Below are 17,164 nucleotides of genomic sequence, written 5' to 3'. Positions count from 1 at the left end.
TCTTCACGCACAGGCAAGACTGCGGATAGAGACACCGGCATTTCTTCACTTCATGCACAAGGGAGTCCTTTATGTCGAAATCACAATCAGCACTTCTCCCCTTTCTGTTTCTTCTGCTGGGCATACCGGCTTTCGCCCTGGAAACCACAGTGGTCAATCACCGAGTGAAAACCGAATACCTGCAGCTTGATGGAACCGTCGAGGCGGTCAGACAGAGCACCGTCTCGGCCCAGACAAGCGGCACAGTGAAGGCAATTTACTTTGATGTGGACGATGCTGTGCCGGCGGGAGCGCTTATCCTTGAGCTGGATGATCGCGAGCACCGCGCACGCGTCAACCAGGCCAGAGCGGCTTTCAACGAGGCAACTGCCGGCCTTAATGATGCCCAATCCAACCATGAACGTGTCAAAAGACTCCATGAACAGGGCATTGCATCTCCGGCTCAGTTTGACCAGGCGCGCAATCAGCTCTCAGCAGCACAAGCTCGACTGGCGCGCTCACAGGCCGCGCTGGAAGAGTCTCAGCAACACCTGGCCTACACCAGCATCAGCGCCCCCTATGGAGGCCTGGTAACCCGCCGGCATGTGGAAATCGGAGAGGCTGTCAGCCCAGGAACTCCACTGCTCAGCGGCCTTACCCTGGAAGAACTGCGGGTGGTTACGGCCCTGCCTCAGCGCTTTGCCGCCTTGAGCCGCCAGGAGCGAAAATTCCGCGTAATCATGGACGATGGAACTCCCCTTGAAACCGGTGTTACCACCTTGTATCCCTACGCTGATCCATCCACCCATACCTTCAGGGTGCGCATAGACATAGAAAATCCTGCCGCCAGCCTCTTTCCCGGCATGCTGGTCAGAGTAGAAGTGCCGGTGGCGCAACGGTCAGCTCTCTGGATACCCACCACCTCACTGGTGCGCCAGGGTGAGCTGCGGGCGGTCTATGTCATGGATGAAAACATGCGGCCTCGCCTGCGCCAGGTACGTGTCGGCAGTCACGATGGGGAGCTCCTGGAGATTCTCGCAGGACTGTCCGCCGGGGAAATTATCGCGCTGCATCCCCACGAGGCGCTGCAGCTTCTCCAGACGAGGTCACACTGATGACGAAGAACACGGGATTTTCGGGAAGAATAGCGGCGGCATTTCAGGCGTCACCCATCACGCCACTGCTGGCCATAGCGGGACTGCTCATGGGACTCTTTGCCATCACGGTCACCCCCAAAGAGGAAGAACCCCAGATTGATGTGACCATGGCCGATGTCTTTATCGCATATCCAGGCGCCAGCCCGGTGGAGGTTGAGCAGCTCATCGCCACTCCAGCCGAGCAGATACTCAGTGAAATCGAGGGCCTTGAACACATTTACTCCGTCTCGCGCCATGGAATGGCCGTAGTGACCCTGCAGTTCAAGGTGGGTGTGCCACGGCAGGATGCACTGGTTCGCCTGTACAATCAGGTTTATGCAAACCAGGACTGGCTGCCTCCCCATCTGGGCACCATGCCTCCCATTATCAAGGCCAAGGGCATTGATGATGTTCCCATCATGTCCCTGACGCTCTTCAGCCCGCAAGACACACGCAGCCCGGCCGACCTCACTGCCGTGGCCCATGCTCTGGAAGTCGAGCTCAAGCGCATTCCCGGCACCAGGGATATCTATACCATTGGCTCCGCGCCGGAGCAGGTTCAGGTGATTTTTGATCCAGCCAGGCTCCATGGCTACAACCTTGCCCTGGATGACATCCGCCAGGCACTGCTGGCCGCCAATACCACCAGCCAGGAAAGCCGCATTGTACGGGAAGGAGTCGCTCTTCCGGTTCAGGTCGGAAGTTTTCTGGAACATGTGGATGAAGTGCGTGGACTGGTGATCGGCATGCACAACGGGGCACCGGTCTTTCTGGAGGATGTGGCTGTCATTACCCGTGAGGCCGCTGTGCCTGACCACAGTGTCATACTGGGCTTTGGTCCTGGAGAACATCGCCATGGATCACAGCAGTTTTTCCCGGCGGTTACCATGGCTATCGCCAAACAACCTGGTCAGAATGCCATTGACATAACCACTGCCATTACAGAACGACTGGAGCTGCTGCGGGATCTGGTTATCCCTGACGGCGTCGAGGTCCTCATTACCCGTGATTACGGCCAGACTGCCGCCGATAAGTCCAACACCCTGATTGCCAAACTGATGTTGGCAACCGGTTCCGTAATCCTGCTGGTACTGGCAACCCTTGGCTGGCGTCAGGCGTTGATCGTCGGCATAGCTGTGGTCATCACCCTGGCCATTACCCTCTTCTTCTCCTGGGCGTGGGGATTCACCCTCAACCGGGTCTCCCTCTTCGCCCTGATCTTCTCCATCGGTATCCTGGTGGATGACGCCATTGTCGTGGTGGAGAACATCCACCGCCATATGCAGATGGGCAATAAAACCCTGGCCGAAGCCATTCCCCTGGCTGTCGACGAGGTGGGCGGGCCAACGATTCTGGCCACATTCACGGTTATCGCGGCTCTGCTGCCCATGGCCTTTGTCAGCGGCCTCATGGGCCCTTATATGAGCCCCATTCCCATTAACGCCTCTGCCGGAATGCTGATATCCCTGATCATCGCCTTTGTGGTCACTCCCTGGCTGGCCCTGAAGCTCATGCAACATCCGCAGCACCCTGCCGGTGAAGCCCCAGCGCCCCACGAGGGTCCGAATCCCCGTGTAGAGCGCTTTTTCCAGCGGGTATTTGATCCATTTCTCGGTGGCCGACGTGGCAGGCGCTGGCTACTGGCTGCCGGTGTAGTCGCCCTTACCCTGGCGGCAATGCTGCTGCCCGTTGGCAAACTGGTGATCATGAAAATGCTGCCCTTCGATAACAAGTCGGAGTTTCAGATTCTGGTCGACATGCCCGAGGGAACGCCCATGGAGCAGACCATGGCTACGCTGCTGGCTTTTGGACAATACCTGGAAACAGTACCCGAAGTAACCAACTGGCAGGCCTACGCGGCCACTTCCTCACCCATGAGCTTTAATGGACTGGTCCGTCAGTACTACCTGCGCAGTGAGCCCCACCATGGCGATATTCAGGTGAATCTCTCTGACCGGCGCGAACGCAAGCGCAAGTCCCATGAAATTGCCCTGGCGGTACGCGCTCCGCTGCAGGAAATTGCCCGCGAGAGCGGAGCCAATGTGAAAATTGTCGAAGTACCACCGGGACCACCGGTTCTGGCACCCATAGTCGCGGAAATCTATGGTCCTTCTCCCGAAACGCGCGCCCGTATGGCGGAGCGCATCACCGAACTGTTGCGCCAGCGCGAAGGGATTGTGGACGTGGACAACACTCTGGAATCTCCTTCTCCAAAATGGTTTATCCATGTGGATCGCCAGCGTGCCGCCAACCTGGGCGTGGCCCAGTCCCAGGTGGTCGACGCCCTGACCATGGCACTGGGCGCTGAGCAGGTCAGCTTTCTGCACGATCCCTATCGTAAGTATCCTCTACCGATACGGGTCCATCTCAGCGAAGCGGACAAGGCGCAGCCTTCACAGCTGCTGTCACTAAAAGTGCGCAACCGCAGCGGCCAACTCGTCTTTCTGGGGGAAGTGGCGGATATCGTGGAGTCCAGCTGGCAGGGCGCGATCTATCATAAGGATCTGCTCCCGGTAAGCTATGTAATGGCCGATATGGCCGGCAAGCTCGACTCGCCACTGTATGGCATGTTTGACGCCGTGGCCGTCCTGGCGGGAGAAGAGAACGCGCCCGAACAGTATTTCATCCGCCAGCCTTCGTGGCCGGCAACGCCGGCCATCAAGTGGGATGGCGAGTGGCAGATCACCTATGAGACCTTTCGCGATATGGGCATTGCCTACGCTGTTGGCTTGATTCTCATCTACATGCTGGTGGTGGGGCAGTTCCGCTCCTACCTGGTGCCCCTGGTGATCATGGCCCCTATCCCCTTGACCCTGGTGGGCATTATGCCGGGACACGCTCTCCTGGGGCAGCAGTTTACTGCCACCAGTATGATCGGCATGATCGCCCTGGCGGGCATTATCGTGCGCAACTCTATCCTGCTGGTGGACTTCATGAATCACAGTCTGCGCAGTGGTCAGAGCTGGGAGGAAGCCGTGGTACACGCCAGCGCGGTGCGCGCGCAGCCTATTATTCTGACGGCTGTGGCCGCCATGATCGGCGCTCTGTTCATCATTGATGATCCGATCTTCAACGGCCTGGCCATATCGCTGATCTTCGGACTGGCCGTCTCCACCCTGCTGACGCTGGTGGTCATTCCGCTGCTCTACTACGCGCTCTTTCGCCACCGGGGCATTCCCGTATAGGGAGTGCCCCCAAAGGCCCTTCAGGTGATGCGGAAGTCAGCGCTGAAGTCGTATTGCTCGTAGAGCACTTCCTCCATCACTAACCCGCAGGGGGCCGCTGTCCTGCCACCCCGGGTACGGTCACGACTCAGGAGTATTTCCGGAATGCTGCGATCCAGGCACCCGATGGCGCGATCTACGGCGGTGCCGACCATGATGCGGATCATGTGTTTGAGGAACCCATTGCCATGGAAGTGAATGTGCAGCTTGTGGGGGCTCTCCACCCGGACACCGATGGAATAGATGGTGCGGACGGTGGTTTTGGTGGTGGCTTTCTTGGCCCGGCAGGCTTTGAAGTCGTGCTCGCCCACAAAGTGGTTCAACTCCTCCTGCAGACGAGCCGGATCGATGGTCTGTCGCACATGCCAGCTGTAAAGCCGCTGCAGAGGATCGGGCTGACAGCCGTGCAGAATGGCATAACTGTATTTTTTGCTGTGGGTTGAATACTGGCTGTGGAAATCTTCATCCACATCAAAGGCGTTGCGCACACGGATATCACGGGGCAGCATGGAGTTCATGCCCATGATGATCTTGAACAGGGGAATCGTGCTGGTGGTGGTCAGATGGCAGATCTGCCCCCGGGCGTGCACACCGGTGTCGGTGCGGCCGGAACCATGGATATACAGCGGGTGATTGCATACGCTTCCCGCCGCGTGCTCCAGAATGGCCTGGATGGTGTTTGCGGCGTTTTCCTGGGTCTGCCAGCCGTGGTAATGGGTGCCGTCATAGGCGACTTTCAGGGCTATGCGCCGGTTGGTGGTTCCTTCGGTCATGATTCCAGCTGATCCATATAGCGACGGGCGTGGGAGAGGGATTCGGCCGTGATATCGACGCCGCTGAGAATTCGGGCGATTTCAGCAACCTTCTCCTCATGGTCAAGGGCGTCCACACGGGTCATGGTGGCATTGCCACTGGTAATTTTGGTAATTCGGTAGTTCTGATCACCCTGCACAGCGACCTGGGGCAGGTGGGTGATCACCATGACCTGGTGCCGGCGGGCCAGCTCCTTGAGTTTTTTGCCCACCATTTCTGCCACGGCACCACTGACGCCGGTGTCAACCTCATCAAAGACCATGGTGGCGGCGTGGGTTTCCCGTTCGGCCAGTGCCCCCTTGATGGCCAGCATAATGCGACTCATCTCGCCGCCACTGGCGACTTTGGCAAGGGGCTTCAGGGATTCACCCTTATTGGCGGAAAGAAGGAATTCCACCTGCTCCAGACCTTCTTCAGCTGGCTCGTCAAGGGATGTCATGCTGACCTCAAAGCGACAGTTCTTCATATGCAGCTGGTTGAGGTGCTGCAGGATGCTGCTGGTGATGTAGGCGGCTGCCTTCTGCCGCTGCGCGCTCAGTTGCCGTCCACTGTCCATGGCTTTGGCCAGGGCCTCTTCGCTGTCCGCCTGCAGTTTCTCCAGGTCAAGACTCTGCTCAAGTTCCGATTGCTCTGCCCGCAGCTCTTCCCCATATTCCAGGATGGCCTGAACTGTCGTGCCATACTTGAGCTTCAGGCTGTCAATCAGCCGTATCCGTCCTTCCACAATGGCAAGCTGTTTTTCATCAGCTTCTATTTCCTGGGCTTTCTGGCCGGCAACGGCTGAAATATCCGTGATGGTGGTCACGGCCCCTTCCAGCTCACTCAGGTAGGAGTGAAAGTCGTTGTCAAATCTGGTCAGACTGACGAGCTGCCGTTTAACCTGGGCAAGCCGTGCCAGGATGGCATCATCGGCCTCTTCAAGGGCGTCATACACCTGCTGACACAGGTCGACGATATCCTGGGCATGGGTCAGCACCCGCAGCTGGTTCTCCAGTTCCTCATCTTCACCGGGCTGCAGGCGGGCGCTGTCAATTTCCTCCAGCTGTCCCTGAATAAAGTCGAGGCGCTGACGGGCTTCGCGTACCCGGGAAGCGGCCTCGTCATAGTGGCGACGCTTGCGACGGTAGTCCTGATAGTGCTCTCGATAGGTTTCAAGCTGTTGCGGCGCTTCCAGAAAAGCGTCAAGAAAACTGACGTGGCGCGCTGGCTGCAGGAGCATCTGGTGGTGGTTCTGGGCGTGGATGGTTACCAGGTGATCGGCAAGGGTCTTCAGAAAAGCCACCGGCTGCATGGCGGCATTGACGTACACCTTGTTCTGCCCGTTGACATTGACCACACGGCGGATAATCAACTGGTCATCATCGCAGTCGATATCCTGCTCCCGCAGCAGCTGGCACAGCTCAGGGTGCAGGTTCTCAAAGAGCGCCTGCACTTCCATGCTCTCCTCGCCGCTGCGAATCAGCTCCTTGGGGGCCTTGGCACCACAGATAAGCCCCAGGGCGTCAATGATGATGGATTTCCCGGCTCCGGTTTCACCAGTCAGAATATTCAGTTGATGGTGGAAGTTGACGGTAACCTCTTTAATGATGGCGAGGTTTTTTATGGTGAGTTCCTGCAGCATGGTTCAGAGCTCCGCCCATTTCATCTTTTCTTTGAGAATCGCGTAATAATTCTTCTTCGGGTGGGTGATCATTCTGATCACCGCGTCTGATTTCGCAATATGAATGATATCATCGGTCTGCAGTCCCACTCCCACCTGTCCGTCCAGGGTAAGCATCACATCGCTGCTGTGACTTTTGACACGGATGGAAAGGTGCACTCCATCGGCGGGAATCACAATGGACCGGTTGGTGAGCATATGGGGGCAGATCGGCGTGATGATCATGTTTGTCAGGGACGGATGGATGATGGGGCCGTTGGCGGCCAGGTTGTAGGCCGTCGAGCCCGTGGGGGTTGAGACAATCAGGCCATCGGAGCGGTAGCGGGTGACAAACTGGTCATTGACAAAGAGTTCCAGCTCGATAATGCGTGCCAGGGCACCCTTGTTGATGACAACGTCATTGAGCACATTATGGGTGCCGAAACGCTCTCCGCGACGATGTACATGGGCATTGAGCATCATACGATTATCGACGCGATAGTTTCCCTTGAGTATCTCAGCCAGCACGGGAAAGAGCTGATCGACGGTCACTTCCGTCAGGAAGCCAAGGCGTCCCAGATTCACCGCCAGTATGGGAATGGAGGTGGCCGCCATGAGACGTGCCACGCCAAGGATCGTGCCATCGCCTCCCAGGGCGACCAGCAGGTCGACTTCGTTGACCAGTTGACTTTTATTCACCCACTTTTCCATATTGCAGGTGCGGGCGGTATCTTCGTCGAGATCGTAGCGGATACCCTGGGATTCGAGAAAGGCGATCAACTCACTGACAACGGTGCGGGTGAGCTCCTGTTTCGGTTTCCCGATAATCCCCACATACTTAATGGTTTCCATGTACCTTCCCTATCAGCGCGGCTGCCTGGGAGGCAATCCCTTCACCGCGACCAGTAAAGCCAAGTTTTTCCGTGGTGGTGGCCTTCACATTCACCTCGTCGACGGTTATGCAGAGATCTTCGGCGATATTACGACGCATCTGGTCGATATAGGGTGCCATTTTGGGTGCCTGGGCAATGATGGTAGCATCGATGTTCACTACCGTATACCCCGACTGCGCAATGCGTTGACGGACTTCGCGCAGCAGTATCCGGCTGTCTATATCCTTGAACGCCTGCTGATTGTCGGGGAAGTGCCTGCCGATATCGCCCAGAGCCGCAGCACCCAGGAGCGCGTCACAAATGGCATGCAGCAGCACATCCGCGTCGGAGTGCCCCTGAAGCCCAAGGGGGAAGGGTATTTCAACCCCGCCGACTATCAGTTTGCGCCCGGCTGCCAGGGCGTGGACATCAAATCCCGTGCCGATTCGGTACATGCACGCTCCGCATCACTCTGATTTTCTGGGTTTACGTCGGTTTCTGGAGCGCGATGAACGCTTGGAACCCGAGGAAGCTTCCTGTGGTGCCGCCTCCTTCTTCTGTGGAGCGGGAAGCGGTCGCAGCAGCTCATCCCCAGGATATTTACAGGTGAGTTTCTTCCCGATGTAGTCTTCGATGGCAGGGATATAAAAGGAATCGTTTTCACAGGCAAAGCTGACCGAGATGCCGGAGGCTCCGGCTCTGCCGGTACGGCCGATACGGTGCACGTAGTCTTCGGGGTTTTCGGGCAGATTGTAGTTGATGACGTGGCTGATGCTGTCCACGTGGATGCCGCGACCGGCCACGTCGGTGGCCACCAGGACGGCGATCTTGCCTTCGCGGAAGTTCTCCAGGGTGCGAATACGCTTTGCCTGGGGCACTTCACCGGAAAGTATCGCATTGGTGACACCGTAGCGGGTCAGTTTTTCCGAAAGGTGACGGGTCTCATCGCGGCGGTTGGCGAAGACAATGACGCGGGTCAGGTTCGCCTGATTGATGGTGTTCCACAGCAGGGTGAATTTTTCCTCACGGGTGGTGATATAGACGAGCTGATCGACGGTTTCTACCGTAACCTGTTCCGGCTCGATCTCCACCATGAAGGGCTCGGTCATCCAGGCGGATGCCAGACGGGTGACTTCATTGGAAAGCGTGGCCGAGAAAAGCAGTGTCTGACGCAGGTGCTTGGGCATGGTGGAGTTGACGATCTGGCGCACATCGGGAATAAATCCCATATCCAGCATGCGGTCAGCTTCATCGATAACCAGAATCTCGACTTTCCCCAGGAACACGCACTTCTGATACTTCAGATCCAGCAGTCTGCCAGGGGTAGCCACCACAATATCCACCGCTTCGTTTTCCAGGCGTTGGCGCTGTTTGTTCATATCCATCCCACCAAAGAGCGTCACGATCTTCAGGGGGGTATAACGACACAGGTCATGGGCATCCTTGGATATCTGCATTGCCAGCTCACGGGTCGGAGCGAGAATCAGGGCTCGTGGACGTCCAATGCTGGCTTTTTCTTGGGGACGGGACAGCAGCCGGCAGATGATGGTCATGAGAAAAGCCGCGCTCTTGCCGGTTCCTGTCTGGGCTTTCCCTATGGCATCCTTGCCCTCTATGGCCCGGGGCAGTACCTGTTCCTGGATCGGCGTACAGTACGCAAAACCAAGATCGTAAATGGCATGCATCAACTCTTCCGGCAGATTCAGGTCGTGAAAACGGACGCGCCCTTCCTGGGGGTCAACCTGAAAGACTTCGGGAGTCCAGGGTGTTGATTCCGGTCGTACGGTCTGCTCGGTTTTTTCGGCAGATGCCCGGCGCTTTTTTCCGCCACTGCGGGGTACGCGCTCCGGTTCAGTATTTGGCGTTTCCTTGGGCTTTGGAGCTGTTTTGGCACTCTTTTTCCGCTGGGACTTGTACAGGGGCTTTGGCGATGTCGTGTCTGTCGTGTTCTCAGCGACCGATGAACTCTGTGATGACTGCCCTTTGAGTTTTCGCAGGGGCAGTTTGCGGATTTTGTTCAGTATGTAGCGTAACAATGGCTTCCCCGATGCAGGTATTGATATACAGGGGCTGGCTCATCCCAGGGATGGCTGCAGCCACTGAGCAAAGCTGTGTTCAGCGCTTCGCGCATCCATCGATAGCGGCGATGCGGTAAGCTTCGCTGAAAGTAGGCGTATTGAACACCATCGCCGGGAAATGGTCAATTTTTTTATTGGCGAGTATGGCCATATACCCGGTATGGATGATTTCCGTCGCCGCGGTGCCAATGACGTGTACGCCGAGGATCTCTCCAGTGTCCTGGTGGAAGAGGATCTTCAGCATTCCCTGGATATCGCTGGAAATTATCCCCCGTGGGAGATCGCTGAAGCGCACACGACCACAGTTGTATTGAAATCCCCTGGCGACACACTCCTGAGTGGTCATGCCAACCATGCTGATCTCGGGAATGGTATAGACTCCATAGGGAAAGACCGTTGGAAATGGTGTTGTGGGGGTGCGGAAGGCGAAGCGAACCGCCATCTGGCCCTGCAGGGCACTGGTGCTGGCAAGACTGGGCCAGCCGATCACGTCACCAGTGGCAAATATATGGCGAACCTCGGTTTGATAGAGGTCGTTGACTGGGATATACCCGCGATCGTTCAAGGCTATGCCGGCGTTTTCCAGCTTCAGAGACTCCGTGTTGGCTACCCGCCCCAGGGCATAGAGCACAAGATCAGCCTGATAGGTCTGGTGTTCCGTCTGCACAATACCTGTATCGCCATCGCGTCTGACGCTTACAATCTGCTCGGCATGGGCGAAGCCGACTCCGTTTTCCCCCATGATAGAGGTCAGAGTCTCACCGATCTCTTCATCCAGGAACTGCAGGGGCCTCTGATTGCGATCCAGCAGCAGGACTTTGGTGCCAAGCGCCGCGAAAATGGTAGCGTACTCGGTGCCAATCACGCCGCCACCGATGACAATCATGGTTTTTGGAATACGCCCCGCCCGCAGCAGGCCCGTACTTTCGAAGATGACCTCGTTATCTATGGGAATATCCTGAGGCGTACGTGGTCGACTGCCTGTGGCGATGAGAATCGTATCTCCTGTTACGGCACTGCGCTGCTGTGGGCCACGGACCTCAAGGGTATGGGCATTGATAAACCGCGCGCTCCCCGTCAACACTTCCACACCCAGGGCGCTGAGCTGGCGCGTGATATTGGTCAGGCCAAACCTGATGACCGAGGTTACTTCACGTTCAAGATCTTCAAAGGAGACCTGCTGGCAGTGATCAAGGCTTGGTTCCTGAGCACACTGTTCCTGAACGGACAAGGTGGATGTCAGGATACTTCCCTTGCCCGTAAGCTTCAGAACGGCTTCACGCAGGGTCTTACTGGGGATGGTGCCATTATGCAGATAGTTGCCCCCTTCAAAACCCATCTCTTCGACCACCAGGATTTTTTTTCCCAGTTTTACCGCCTCCAGGGCAGCGTTCAGGCCTGCCGGGCCGCTGCCAATGACAATAAGATCATATTGATATGCCATCTGCTCACCTGCTCTCTCTGACTTTTTTTGCCACTATACCACAGTTTCCGGCTGTACGCTGAAACTGCCACAATTCCCCGCTGACGCCCCATACTGACACTGGATCACGGCTGCTCGCACTGATCACCCCGACACAGGCGTCGTCGCCAGACAAATTTCTCCACTTCAACCACAAGAAAGATAGCGACGCCGATCCAGATAATGCGCAGCCAGGCTGTGAGGTCCAGCGGACCGGTTCCGAAGAGCTGCTGCATGGGTGGAAAATACGTGAAAAGCCCCTGCAGGACAATGACCACACCAATGGCTATCCAGGCGTAAATATTCCCGGTAAACGCCAGGGGGCTGAAGCTGGTATCAATAATACGGCGCACACTGAAGAGGTAGAAGATCTGCCCCACCACGAGTCCGTTGATGGCAGCGCTGCGGGCACTCTCCAGGCTCATGTGTTTATTGTCGAGCCCCCACTGAAACATGCTCAGACTGCCAATGACCAGAATCAGGGATACAAAGGCGATACGCCAGATCAGGAAGGGGGAGAGGATGGGTTCTCCAGGATCACGGGGTGGACGATTCATGACATTGCGTTCTGAGGGGTCAAAGGCCAGTACCAGAGCCAGGGTCACCGCCGTGACCATATTGACCCAGAGTATCTGTACCGGCGTAATAGGCATGGCCGCCATGCCCAGCAGAATGGCAACCAGAATGGCACCGGCCTGACCACCGTTGGTAGGCAGGATAAAGAGAATCGCCTTCTTGAGATTATCGTAAATGGTACGGCCCTCCTTGACAGCTGCCACGATGGAGGCAAAGTTGTCATCGGCCAGCACCATTTTGGAAGCTTCCTTGGAGACCTCGGTTCCCTTGATGCCCATGGCCACACCAACATCAGCCCGTTTCAGGGCGGGAGCATCGTTCACTCCGTCACCGGTCATGGCGACGATATTCCCCTGACTCTGCAGGGCCTTTACCAGGCGCAGCTTGTGTTCAGGACTGGAGCGGGCGAAAATATCAACCTCGTCAATTCGACGCATCAGCTCCTCATCATCCATGGTTTCCAGCTCACTGCCCGTCAGGGCCGTGGTACCATCGCCAATACCAAGTTCCTTGCCGATAGCGCGCGCGGTAAGCGCGTGATCTCCAGTGATCATCTTGACACGTATTCCCGCACTCAGGCACTGGCGTATGCCCTCAATGGCCTCCGTGCGCGGTGGATCAATGATGCCCACCATACCCAGCAGAACCAGCCCGCTTTGCACGTCGTCAAAGGACAGTTCCGTCTGCTGCGCCGGCATGGGCTTGCAGGCCAGTGCCAAAGTACGCTGCCCCTGGCTGGCTATCTGCTGGATACACTCCTGCCAGTATGCTTTCTCCAGCGAGACATTGCTGCCATCCTGAGTACGCTGCTGTTCACACATCTCCAGCAGTCTTTCGGGAGCCCCCTTGACAAAAGCGAAGCCCTTGCCATTGTGGTCGTGGTGCAAAGTCGCCATGAAGCGGTGATCTGACTCAAAGGGAATGGAGTCGTCGCGTGGGTATTTTCCCTGCTCCTGCCTGCGGTCCATGCCCGCTTTCAAGGCAAGGGTAATCAGGGCTCCTTCGGTTGGGTCACCCTGAATGGTCCACTCATTTTCCGACTGGGAAAGCACCGAGTCATTACACAGCAGGCCCACACGGCACAGATGACGCAGCAGCGTGTCGGTATCGGCTTCTATGCGCTCACCGTTGCGGTGAAAATTCCCTACAGGCTGGTAGCCGACTCCGTCCACTTCAATCAGGCCATCAGCCGTTGCTATGGTGGTTACGGTCATCTCATTGCGGGTCAGAGTGCCGGTTTTATCGGAGCAGATCACTGTTACTGAGCCGAGGGTTTCCACTGCCGGCAGCTGACGGATAATGGAATTGCGCCTGGCCATACGCTGCACGCCCAGGGCAAGGGTGATGGTCATAATGGCCGGCAGACCTTCAGGTATGGCGGCAACGGCAAGGCTTACGGCGGCCAGAAGGTTTTCCACCAGATTGTACCCCTGAAAAAGCAGCCCAATGGTGAAGGAAAAAGCCGCCAGAAGAAGAATGGCCATGGTGAGAATGCGACCGAAGTGATCCATTTTCCTGAGCAGTGGAGTTGTAATGGCCTCGACTTCCGTGAGCATGGCATTGATGCGACCGATCTCCGTCGCCACACCCGTGCCGCTGACCACGCCACGGGCCTGCCCATAGGTGACCAGGGTTCCCGAGTAGGCCATGCCTTTGCGATCACCTATAGGCGCATCTTCCGGAACCGCGGTGGTGTATTTTTCCGCTGGTACGGATTCGCCCGTGAGCATTGCCTCGTCGATACGCAGATCACGCGCACGGAAGATACGCACATCAGCGGGTACCTTATCGCCGGACTGCAGGATCACCACATCGCCGGGCACCAGGGTATCCGCGGCAACCTGGAGCTGCTTGCCATCACGCAGAACCAGCGCCTGGGGTGAGAGCATATTGCGGATGGCGTCAAGGGCCTTTTCGGCTTTGCCTTCCTGAATAAATCCGATAAAGGTATTGATAATCACCACGCCCAGGATGACTCCGGTATCCACCCACTCTCCCAGGAAGGCGGTAACCACAGCGGCCACCAGCAGCAGGTAGATGAGCACATTGTGCAGCTGCGAAAGGAAACGCATGAGCGCGCTTTTTTTCAGGGGCGCTGGCAGACTGTTGGGGCCATATTCCTTCAGGCGCTCCTGAACTTCCTCGGGGGTCAGGCCTTCCGGACGGCTCTTCAGTTGTTCCATAGCCACATCGGCTTCAAGTGCGTGCCAGTTCATGGTGTCAGACGTGCGACCGGACATTGGACCTCCTTCGTCATGCATCAGGGTGTTCTGTGTGTTGCTGTCGGGGGTATTGGCATGTCAATCCATCTTCCTGGTATTTTTCCAGTGTTTCATGGCAGTGTCTGCCAGTTCCATGATGCCGGCAAGGGTTTTGCGATAGAAGCGGCGAACCGGAATATCGTTGATCGTCACCTGATCGGCATCCCGCTGCAGCAGAATTTTCTCGCCCACTTCCAGTGGCGCAATGGAGGCCAGGGCAGCAGGGTCAACGGCAATCAGAAAGCGGTACTCCTTCTTGTCCACCCGGGCTCGGAAAAGCAGCAGTGAGTTCATGGGGGTTTCGCCGCGAAAGTTATAGCGTGTGGTGCTGCTCAGAAGCCGTGCCATCACTTCCTTTTTACCACTGAAAAGGGCTTCAAGGGTTACCTGTTCTGGTTTCATGGCCGAGAGCACTGGAAACTCCTCGCGCACCGGTTTATAGGGAATCGGCTGCCGTTGATGGTTATGGGAAGTACGCTCCAGCAGGATAACCACGTTGTTGTTAATGGGGCCACCGATGGAGTGGCTCAGCCCCGCTTCAAACTGACCGTCGCGGATCATCTGATGATTTTCCACCACCTGTACCATGCCCGTGGCTCCCAGGGGGTGGCCACGCCCCTTCAGCCCACCTGTCAGGTTAGTGGGAAAGCGACCATTCTCACCGGTAATGCGGTCATCAAGGTAGGATTCCAGCATATCATCGCGGTCAAGGATGCCAAAATCAGCCAGGTTAACTGGCCCGAACCCGTTGAATGGATCGTGCATATTGATGTGAACGCGGTTTTCCAGTTCCTGGAGTGTTGTCAGGCCAGCCATGGCCAGGGCGTAGCGCAGGGCGATTATGGTGGCGGGGAAGGTGGTGAAGGTTTCGCGATCGGCGATAGTGGGAATATCGGTTCCGGAACCAACGCCGGCGACCATGACTTCCCGGGGAGTGCTGGTCAGCAGGCAGGCTGCCAGTCCATCGGACATGGGACAGAAATCGTGGTAACGCATGGGATCGAAGTACAGGCTGTTTTTCCCGTTGCGGATTTCTTCGAAATATTTTTCGACGGGTAATTCAAAGTCAAAGTGGGCGTTGGGATTGCGCGCAGAATAGAAGTGAGCCCGCTGGGTCAGGCGAGCGGAGTACTGGCTCCACTGTTCCTGGCTGAGATTGAAGCGTGCCATCAGCGCCTTGGCAACCAGGGCGCCACAGGCTGGCATGGTCAGACCGAACTCAGCCTCTTCACGATCAATGACTCCAGCGATGATATTGGTGGCTTTTTCCGTGGAGGTATCGCTCATCTTCTGGATGCCAATAGCCAGAACATTCTCGTGCCGTCCCGAAGCGACCTCCAGATAGGCTTCTTCAAAAGCACTGGCTCCCGATGACGAAGCGGTATCGATGAGAATGGATTTGGCACCACTGATGCGCAGAATCCCGGCTATTTTCGCCGCCACGTTATCGACTTGGCTGAAGGCAAAGGGATTCTGGCTGCCGACGATTACAGCGTCGATGGAAGAGCGGGGTACAGGGCCATTGTCGAGAAAGGAATCGAGCATCTTGACAAGCTCGAAGAACGTTTTCTTTTCCCGATGGCGGCCATCGTATTTGCCCACGGGGATCATAAAGGAATCAGCAATATAAACGGATTGGGGGCGGAATATACTCATAGGCGCTCCTCATCAATCTGCATGGCACAGGAGCATACCATAAGTGATTCTCCGGAGCACGTTCTCACCGTGGAATTCACAGAAATATCACAACGAGATCAAACGGACAAAGGATCAGATACCGGAAATAAAGTCAGTAATCCACTGATAGGCTGAAAGCTTCGCCTGGTTATAGTGTTCCACGCTCACATTCATCTCCTGCAGAGCACCCTGCACCAGGGTGTAGTCGTCCTGCTCGGAAACCATGACCAGCCAGAGCAGTTTCCCCAGCAGACCATCATAGTTGACGACGGCCTCATAGATATCCTGTGGGACATTCAGGCGGGTCAGAATGTCTTCCTTCAGGGAGTGAAACACCACATCCACAAGCGAGAGAACCCCCACAAAGAACGCGGTGTCAGAGCGCCTGGAAACAGCATTCTTTTCAATGGCGACAAAGAGATTCTCCATAAGCTTGGCCCGGAAGAGCGCGGTCTGAAAAACGGCGTCATAAACCCCGAGATGCTCCTTACTGGGGTTGGCGTATACGAGAAGCATAAGCCAGTTCAGCAGCTGACGCATGCCGATCATGACAATAGCCTGTTGCACTGACTCGATGCGGTTGCGCAGAAACATGGCACCTGAATTGATGAAGCGCAGCAGCAAAAAGGTAAGCTGAGGACTTTGGCGGAACGCCTCGACTATCTTGATGTTCTCGGCATCGCTGCGGATGAGAGTTACCAGATTCATAATGGAAAGTTTCGAGGGTTCTATGGATTTTTGCTGCATGATCTGCGGTTTCGCGAAATAGTACCCCTGAAAGTAGTTGATACCCAGGTCCCTGCAGTATTCATACTCTTCGCGGGTTTCCACTTTCTCGGCCAGCAGTTTCACGGAAAAGCGTTTCAGAAGCTCAATCTGTTTCGGAAACCGCTCACGATTGATGCTGGGAACTTCTATTTTGATATACTCGACTTTTTTCAACAAAGGGGTAAACTTCTCGACATATTCAGCAGTGAACTCAAAGTCATCAAGGGCAAAGCGGTAGCCCTTATCCCGCAGCTCATCGACGCGACGGATGAGGAACTGGTCGACCCGACAGGATTCCAGGATCTCCAGCACAAAGTTTTCGCGCGGTATGATCTCCACCGCCTCGCCCATAAGCAGATTGCGATCCACATTGATAAAGCCGGTGCCGCCGGAAGTAAGATTTTCCGCACCAAAATTGCCGAAAATATTGGTAATCATACGCGCGCTGACATGATTCACGTCAATGACTTCGGCATGGTTCGCGCTGCCCCCCTGCCGGAAGAGGAATTCGTACGCGCAGACCTGTTGTCGATCGTCCAATATGGGCTGACGGGCGATGAACACATCATCCATGATAGCAACTCCTTGTTATCTGCCAGGTAATATACGGCAGTACCAAAGTTTGTCAATGAAATGCCACCGTCCGTGCGGCACTCCGTTGTACCTCAGGTTCTGTCCC

11 protein-coding genes are annotated in these 17,164 nt (G+C 56.2%); 2 read left to right on the top strand and 9 right to left on the bottom strand.

What is annotated here, in order from left to right:
* Positions 1–71 precede the first annotated feature (71 nt).
* Together SELIN_RS06575 and SELIN_RS06570 are read left to right on the top strand one after the other, a co-directional pair.
* On the top strand, positions 72–1,094 hold the full coding sequence (locus SELIN_RS06575; RefSeq protein ID WP_013505883.1) for an efflux RND transporter periplasmic adaptor subunit: 1,023 nt from the start codon (positions 72–74) through the stop codon (positions 1,092–1,094).
* Positions 1,094–4,300, top strand: a complete 3,207-nt coding sequence (locus SELIN_RS06570) for an efflux RND transporter permease subunit (RefSeq protein WP_013505882.1) — start codon at positions 1,094–1,096, stop codon at positions 4,298–4,300. The genes SELIN_RS06575 and SELIN_RS06570 overlap by 1 nt, the downstream gene beginning before the upstream one ends.
* A 20-nt stretch (positions 4,301–4,320) precedes the next feature.
* On the opposite strand, the gene truA is transcribed toward SELIN_RS06570, so the two are convergent.
* From truA to SELIN_RS06525, 9 genes are all read right to left on the bottom strand, one after another.
* Positions 4,321–5,112, bottom strand: coding sequence for a tRNA pseudouridine(38-40) synthase TruA (gene truA, locus SELIN_RS06565; protein WP_013505881.1), 792 nt, complete (start codon positions 5,110–5,112; stop codon positions 4,321–4,323).
* Complete coding sequence (gene recN / locus SELIN_RS06560; RefSeq protein WP_013505880.1) at positions 5,109–6,773, bottom strand: DNA repair protein RecN; 1,665 nt, start codon at positions 6,771–6,773, stop codon at positions 5,109–5,111. Before recN ends, truA begins: the two co-directional genes overlap by 4 nt.
* Before the next feature lie 3 nt (positions 6,774–6,776).
* Positions 6,777–7,643: an NAD(+)/NADH kinase gene (locus tag SELIN_RS06555; RefSeq protein WP_013505879.1), complete on the bottom strand. Its 867-nt coding sequence runs from the start codon at positions 7,641–7,643 to the stop codon at positions 6,777–6,779.
* Positions 7,630–8,118, bottom strand: a complete 489-nt coding sequence (ispF, locus tag SELIN_RS06550) for a 2-C-methyl-D-erythritol 2,4-cyclodiphosphate synthase (protein WP_013505878.1) — start codon at positions 8,116–8,118, stop codon at positions 7,630–7,632. The genes SELIN_RS06555 and ispF overlap by 14 nt, the downstream gene beginning before the upstream one ends.
* 12 nt (positions 8,119–8,130) lie before the next feature.
* Positions 8,131–9,699 carry a DEAD/DEAH box helicase gene (locus SELIN_RS06545; RefSeq protein WP_013505877.1) on the bottom strand — a complete coding sequence of 523 codons (1,569 nt, stop codon included), beginning with the start codon at positions 9,697–9,699 and terminating at the stop codon, positions 8,131–8,133.
* Between the two features lie 79 nt (positions 9,700–9,778).
* On the bottom strand, positions 9,779–11,185 hold the full coding sequence (gene sthA / locus SELIN_RS06540; protein WP_013505876.1) for a Si-specific NAD(P)(+) transhydrogenase: 1,407 nt from the start codon (positions 11,183–11,185) through the stop codon (positions 9,779–9,781).
* Between the two features lie 104 nt (positions 11,186–11,289).
* The gene (locus SELIN_RS06535; protein WP_013505875.1) at positions 11,290–14,019 is read right to left on the bottom strand and encodes a cation-transporting P-type ATPase; all 2,730 of its coding nucleotides are present in this window, start codon (positions 14,017–14,019) and stop codon (positions 11,290–11,292) included.
* A gap of 60 nt (positions 14,020–14,079) precedes the next feature.
* Complete coding sequence (locus SELIN_RS06530) at positions 14,080–15,696, bottom strand: thiolase family protein (RefSeq protein WP_013505874.1); 1,617 nt, start codon at positions 15,694–15,696, stop codon at positions 14,080–14,082.
* Between the two features lie 114 nt (positions 15,697–15,810).
* Positions 15,811–17,058 (bottom strand): EAL and HDOD domain-containing protein, encoded by a 1,248-nt coding sequence (locus tag SELIN_RS06525; RefSeq protein ID WP_013505873.1) that lies wholly within the window; start codon positions 17,056–17,058, stop codon positions 15,811–15,813.
* Between the last annotated feature and the right edge of the window lie 106 nt (positions 17,059–17,164).

The organism is Desulfurispirillum indicum S5 (genome assembly GCF_000177635.2).
GTDB classification, from domain to species: domain Bacteria; phylum Chrysiogenota; class Chrysiogenetes; order Chrysiogenales; family Chrysiogenaceae; genus Desulfurispirillum; species Desulfurispirillum indicum.
Note: the sequence above shows the minus strand (reverse complement) of the source record. Positions and strands in the feature narration are given on the sequence as shown.

Bases quoted from the DNA above. Each gene is read 5' to 3' on its own strand.
- ispF (WP_013505878.1), bottom strand. From the start codon at position 8,118: ATGTACCGAATCGGCACGGGATTTGATGTCCACGCCCTGGCAGCCGGG.
- sthA (WP_013505876.1), bottom strand. From the start codon at position 11,185: ATGGCATATCAATATGATCTTATTGTCATTGGCAGCGGCCCGGCAGGC.
- SELIN_RS06570 (WP_013505882.1), top strand. From the start codon at position 1,094: ATGACGAAGAACACGGGATTTTCGGGAAGAATAGCGGCGGCATTTCAG.
- recN (WP_013505880.1), bottom strand. From the start codon at position 6,773: ATGCTGCAGGAACTCACCATAAAAAACCTCGCCATCATTAAAGAGGTT.
- SELIN_RS06575 (WP_013505883.1), top strand. From the start codon at position 72: ATGTCGAAATCACAATCAGCACTTCTCCCCTTTCTGTTTCTTCTGCTG.
- SELIN_RS06535 (WP_013505875.1), bottom strand. From the start codon at position 14,019: ATGTCCGGTCGCACGTCTGACACCATGAACTGGCACGCACTTGAAGCC.
- SELIN_RS06525 (WP_013505873.1), bottom strand. From the start codon at position 17,058: ATGGATGATGTGTTCATCGCCCGTCAGCCCATATTGGACGATCGACAA.
- SELIN_RS06555 (WP_013505879.1), bottom strand. From the start codon at position 7,643: ATGGAAACCATTAAGTATGTGGGGATTATCGGGAAACCGAAACAGGAG.
- truA (WP_013505881.1), bottom strand. From the start codon at position 5,112: ATGACCGAAGGAACCACCAACCGGCGCATAGCCCTGAAAGTCGCCTAT.
- SELIN_RS06530 (WP_013505874.1), bottom strand. From the start codon at position 15,696: ATGAGTATATTCCGCCCCCAATCCGTTTATATTGCTGATTCCTTTATG.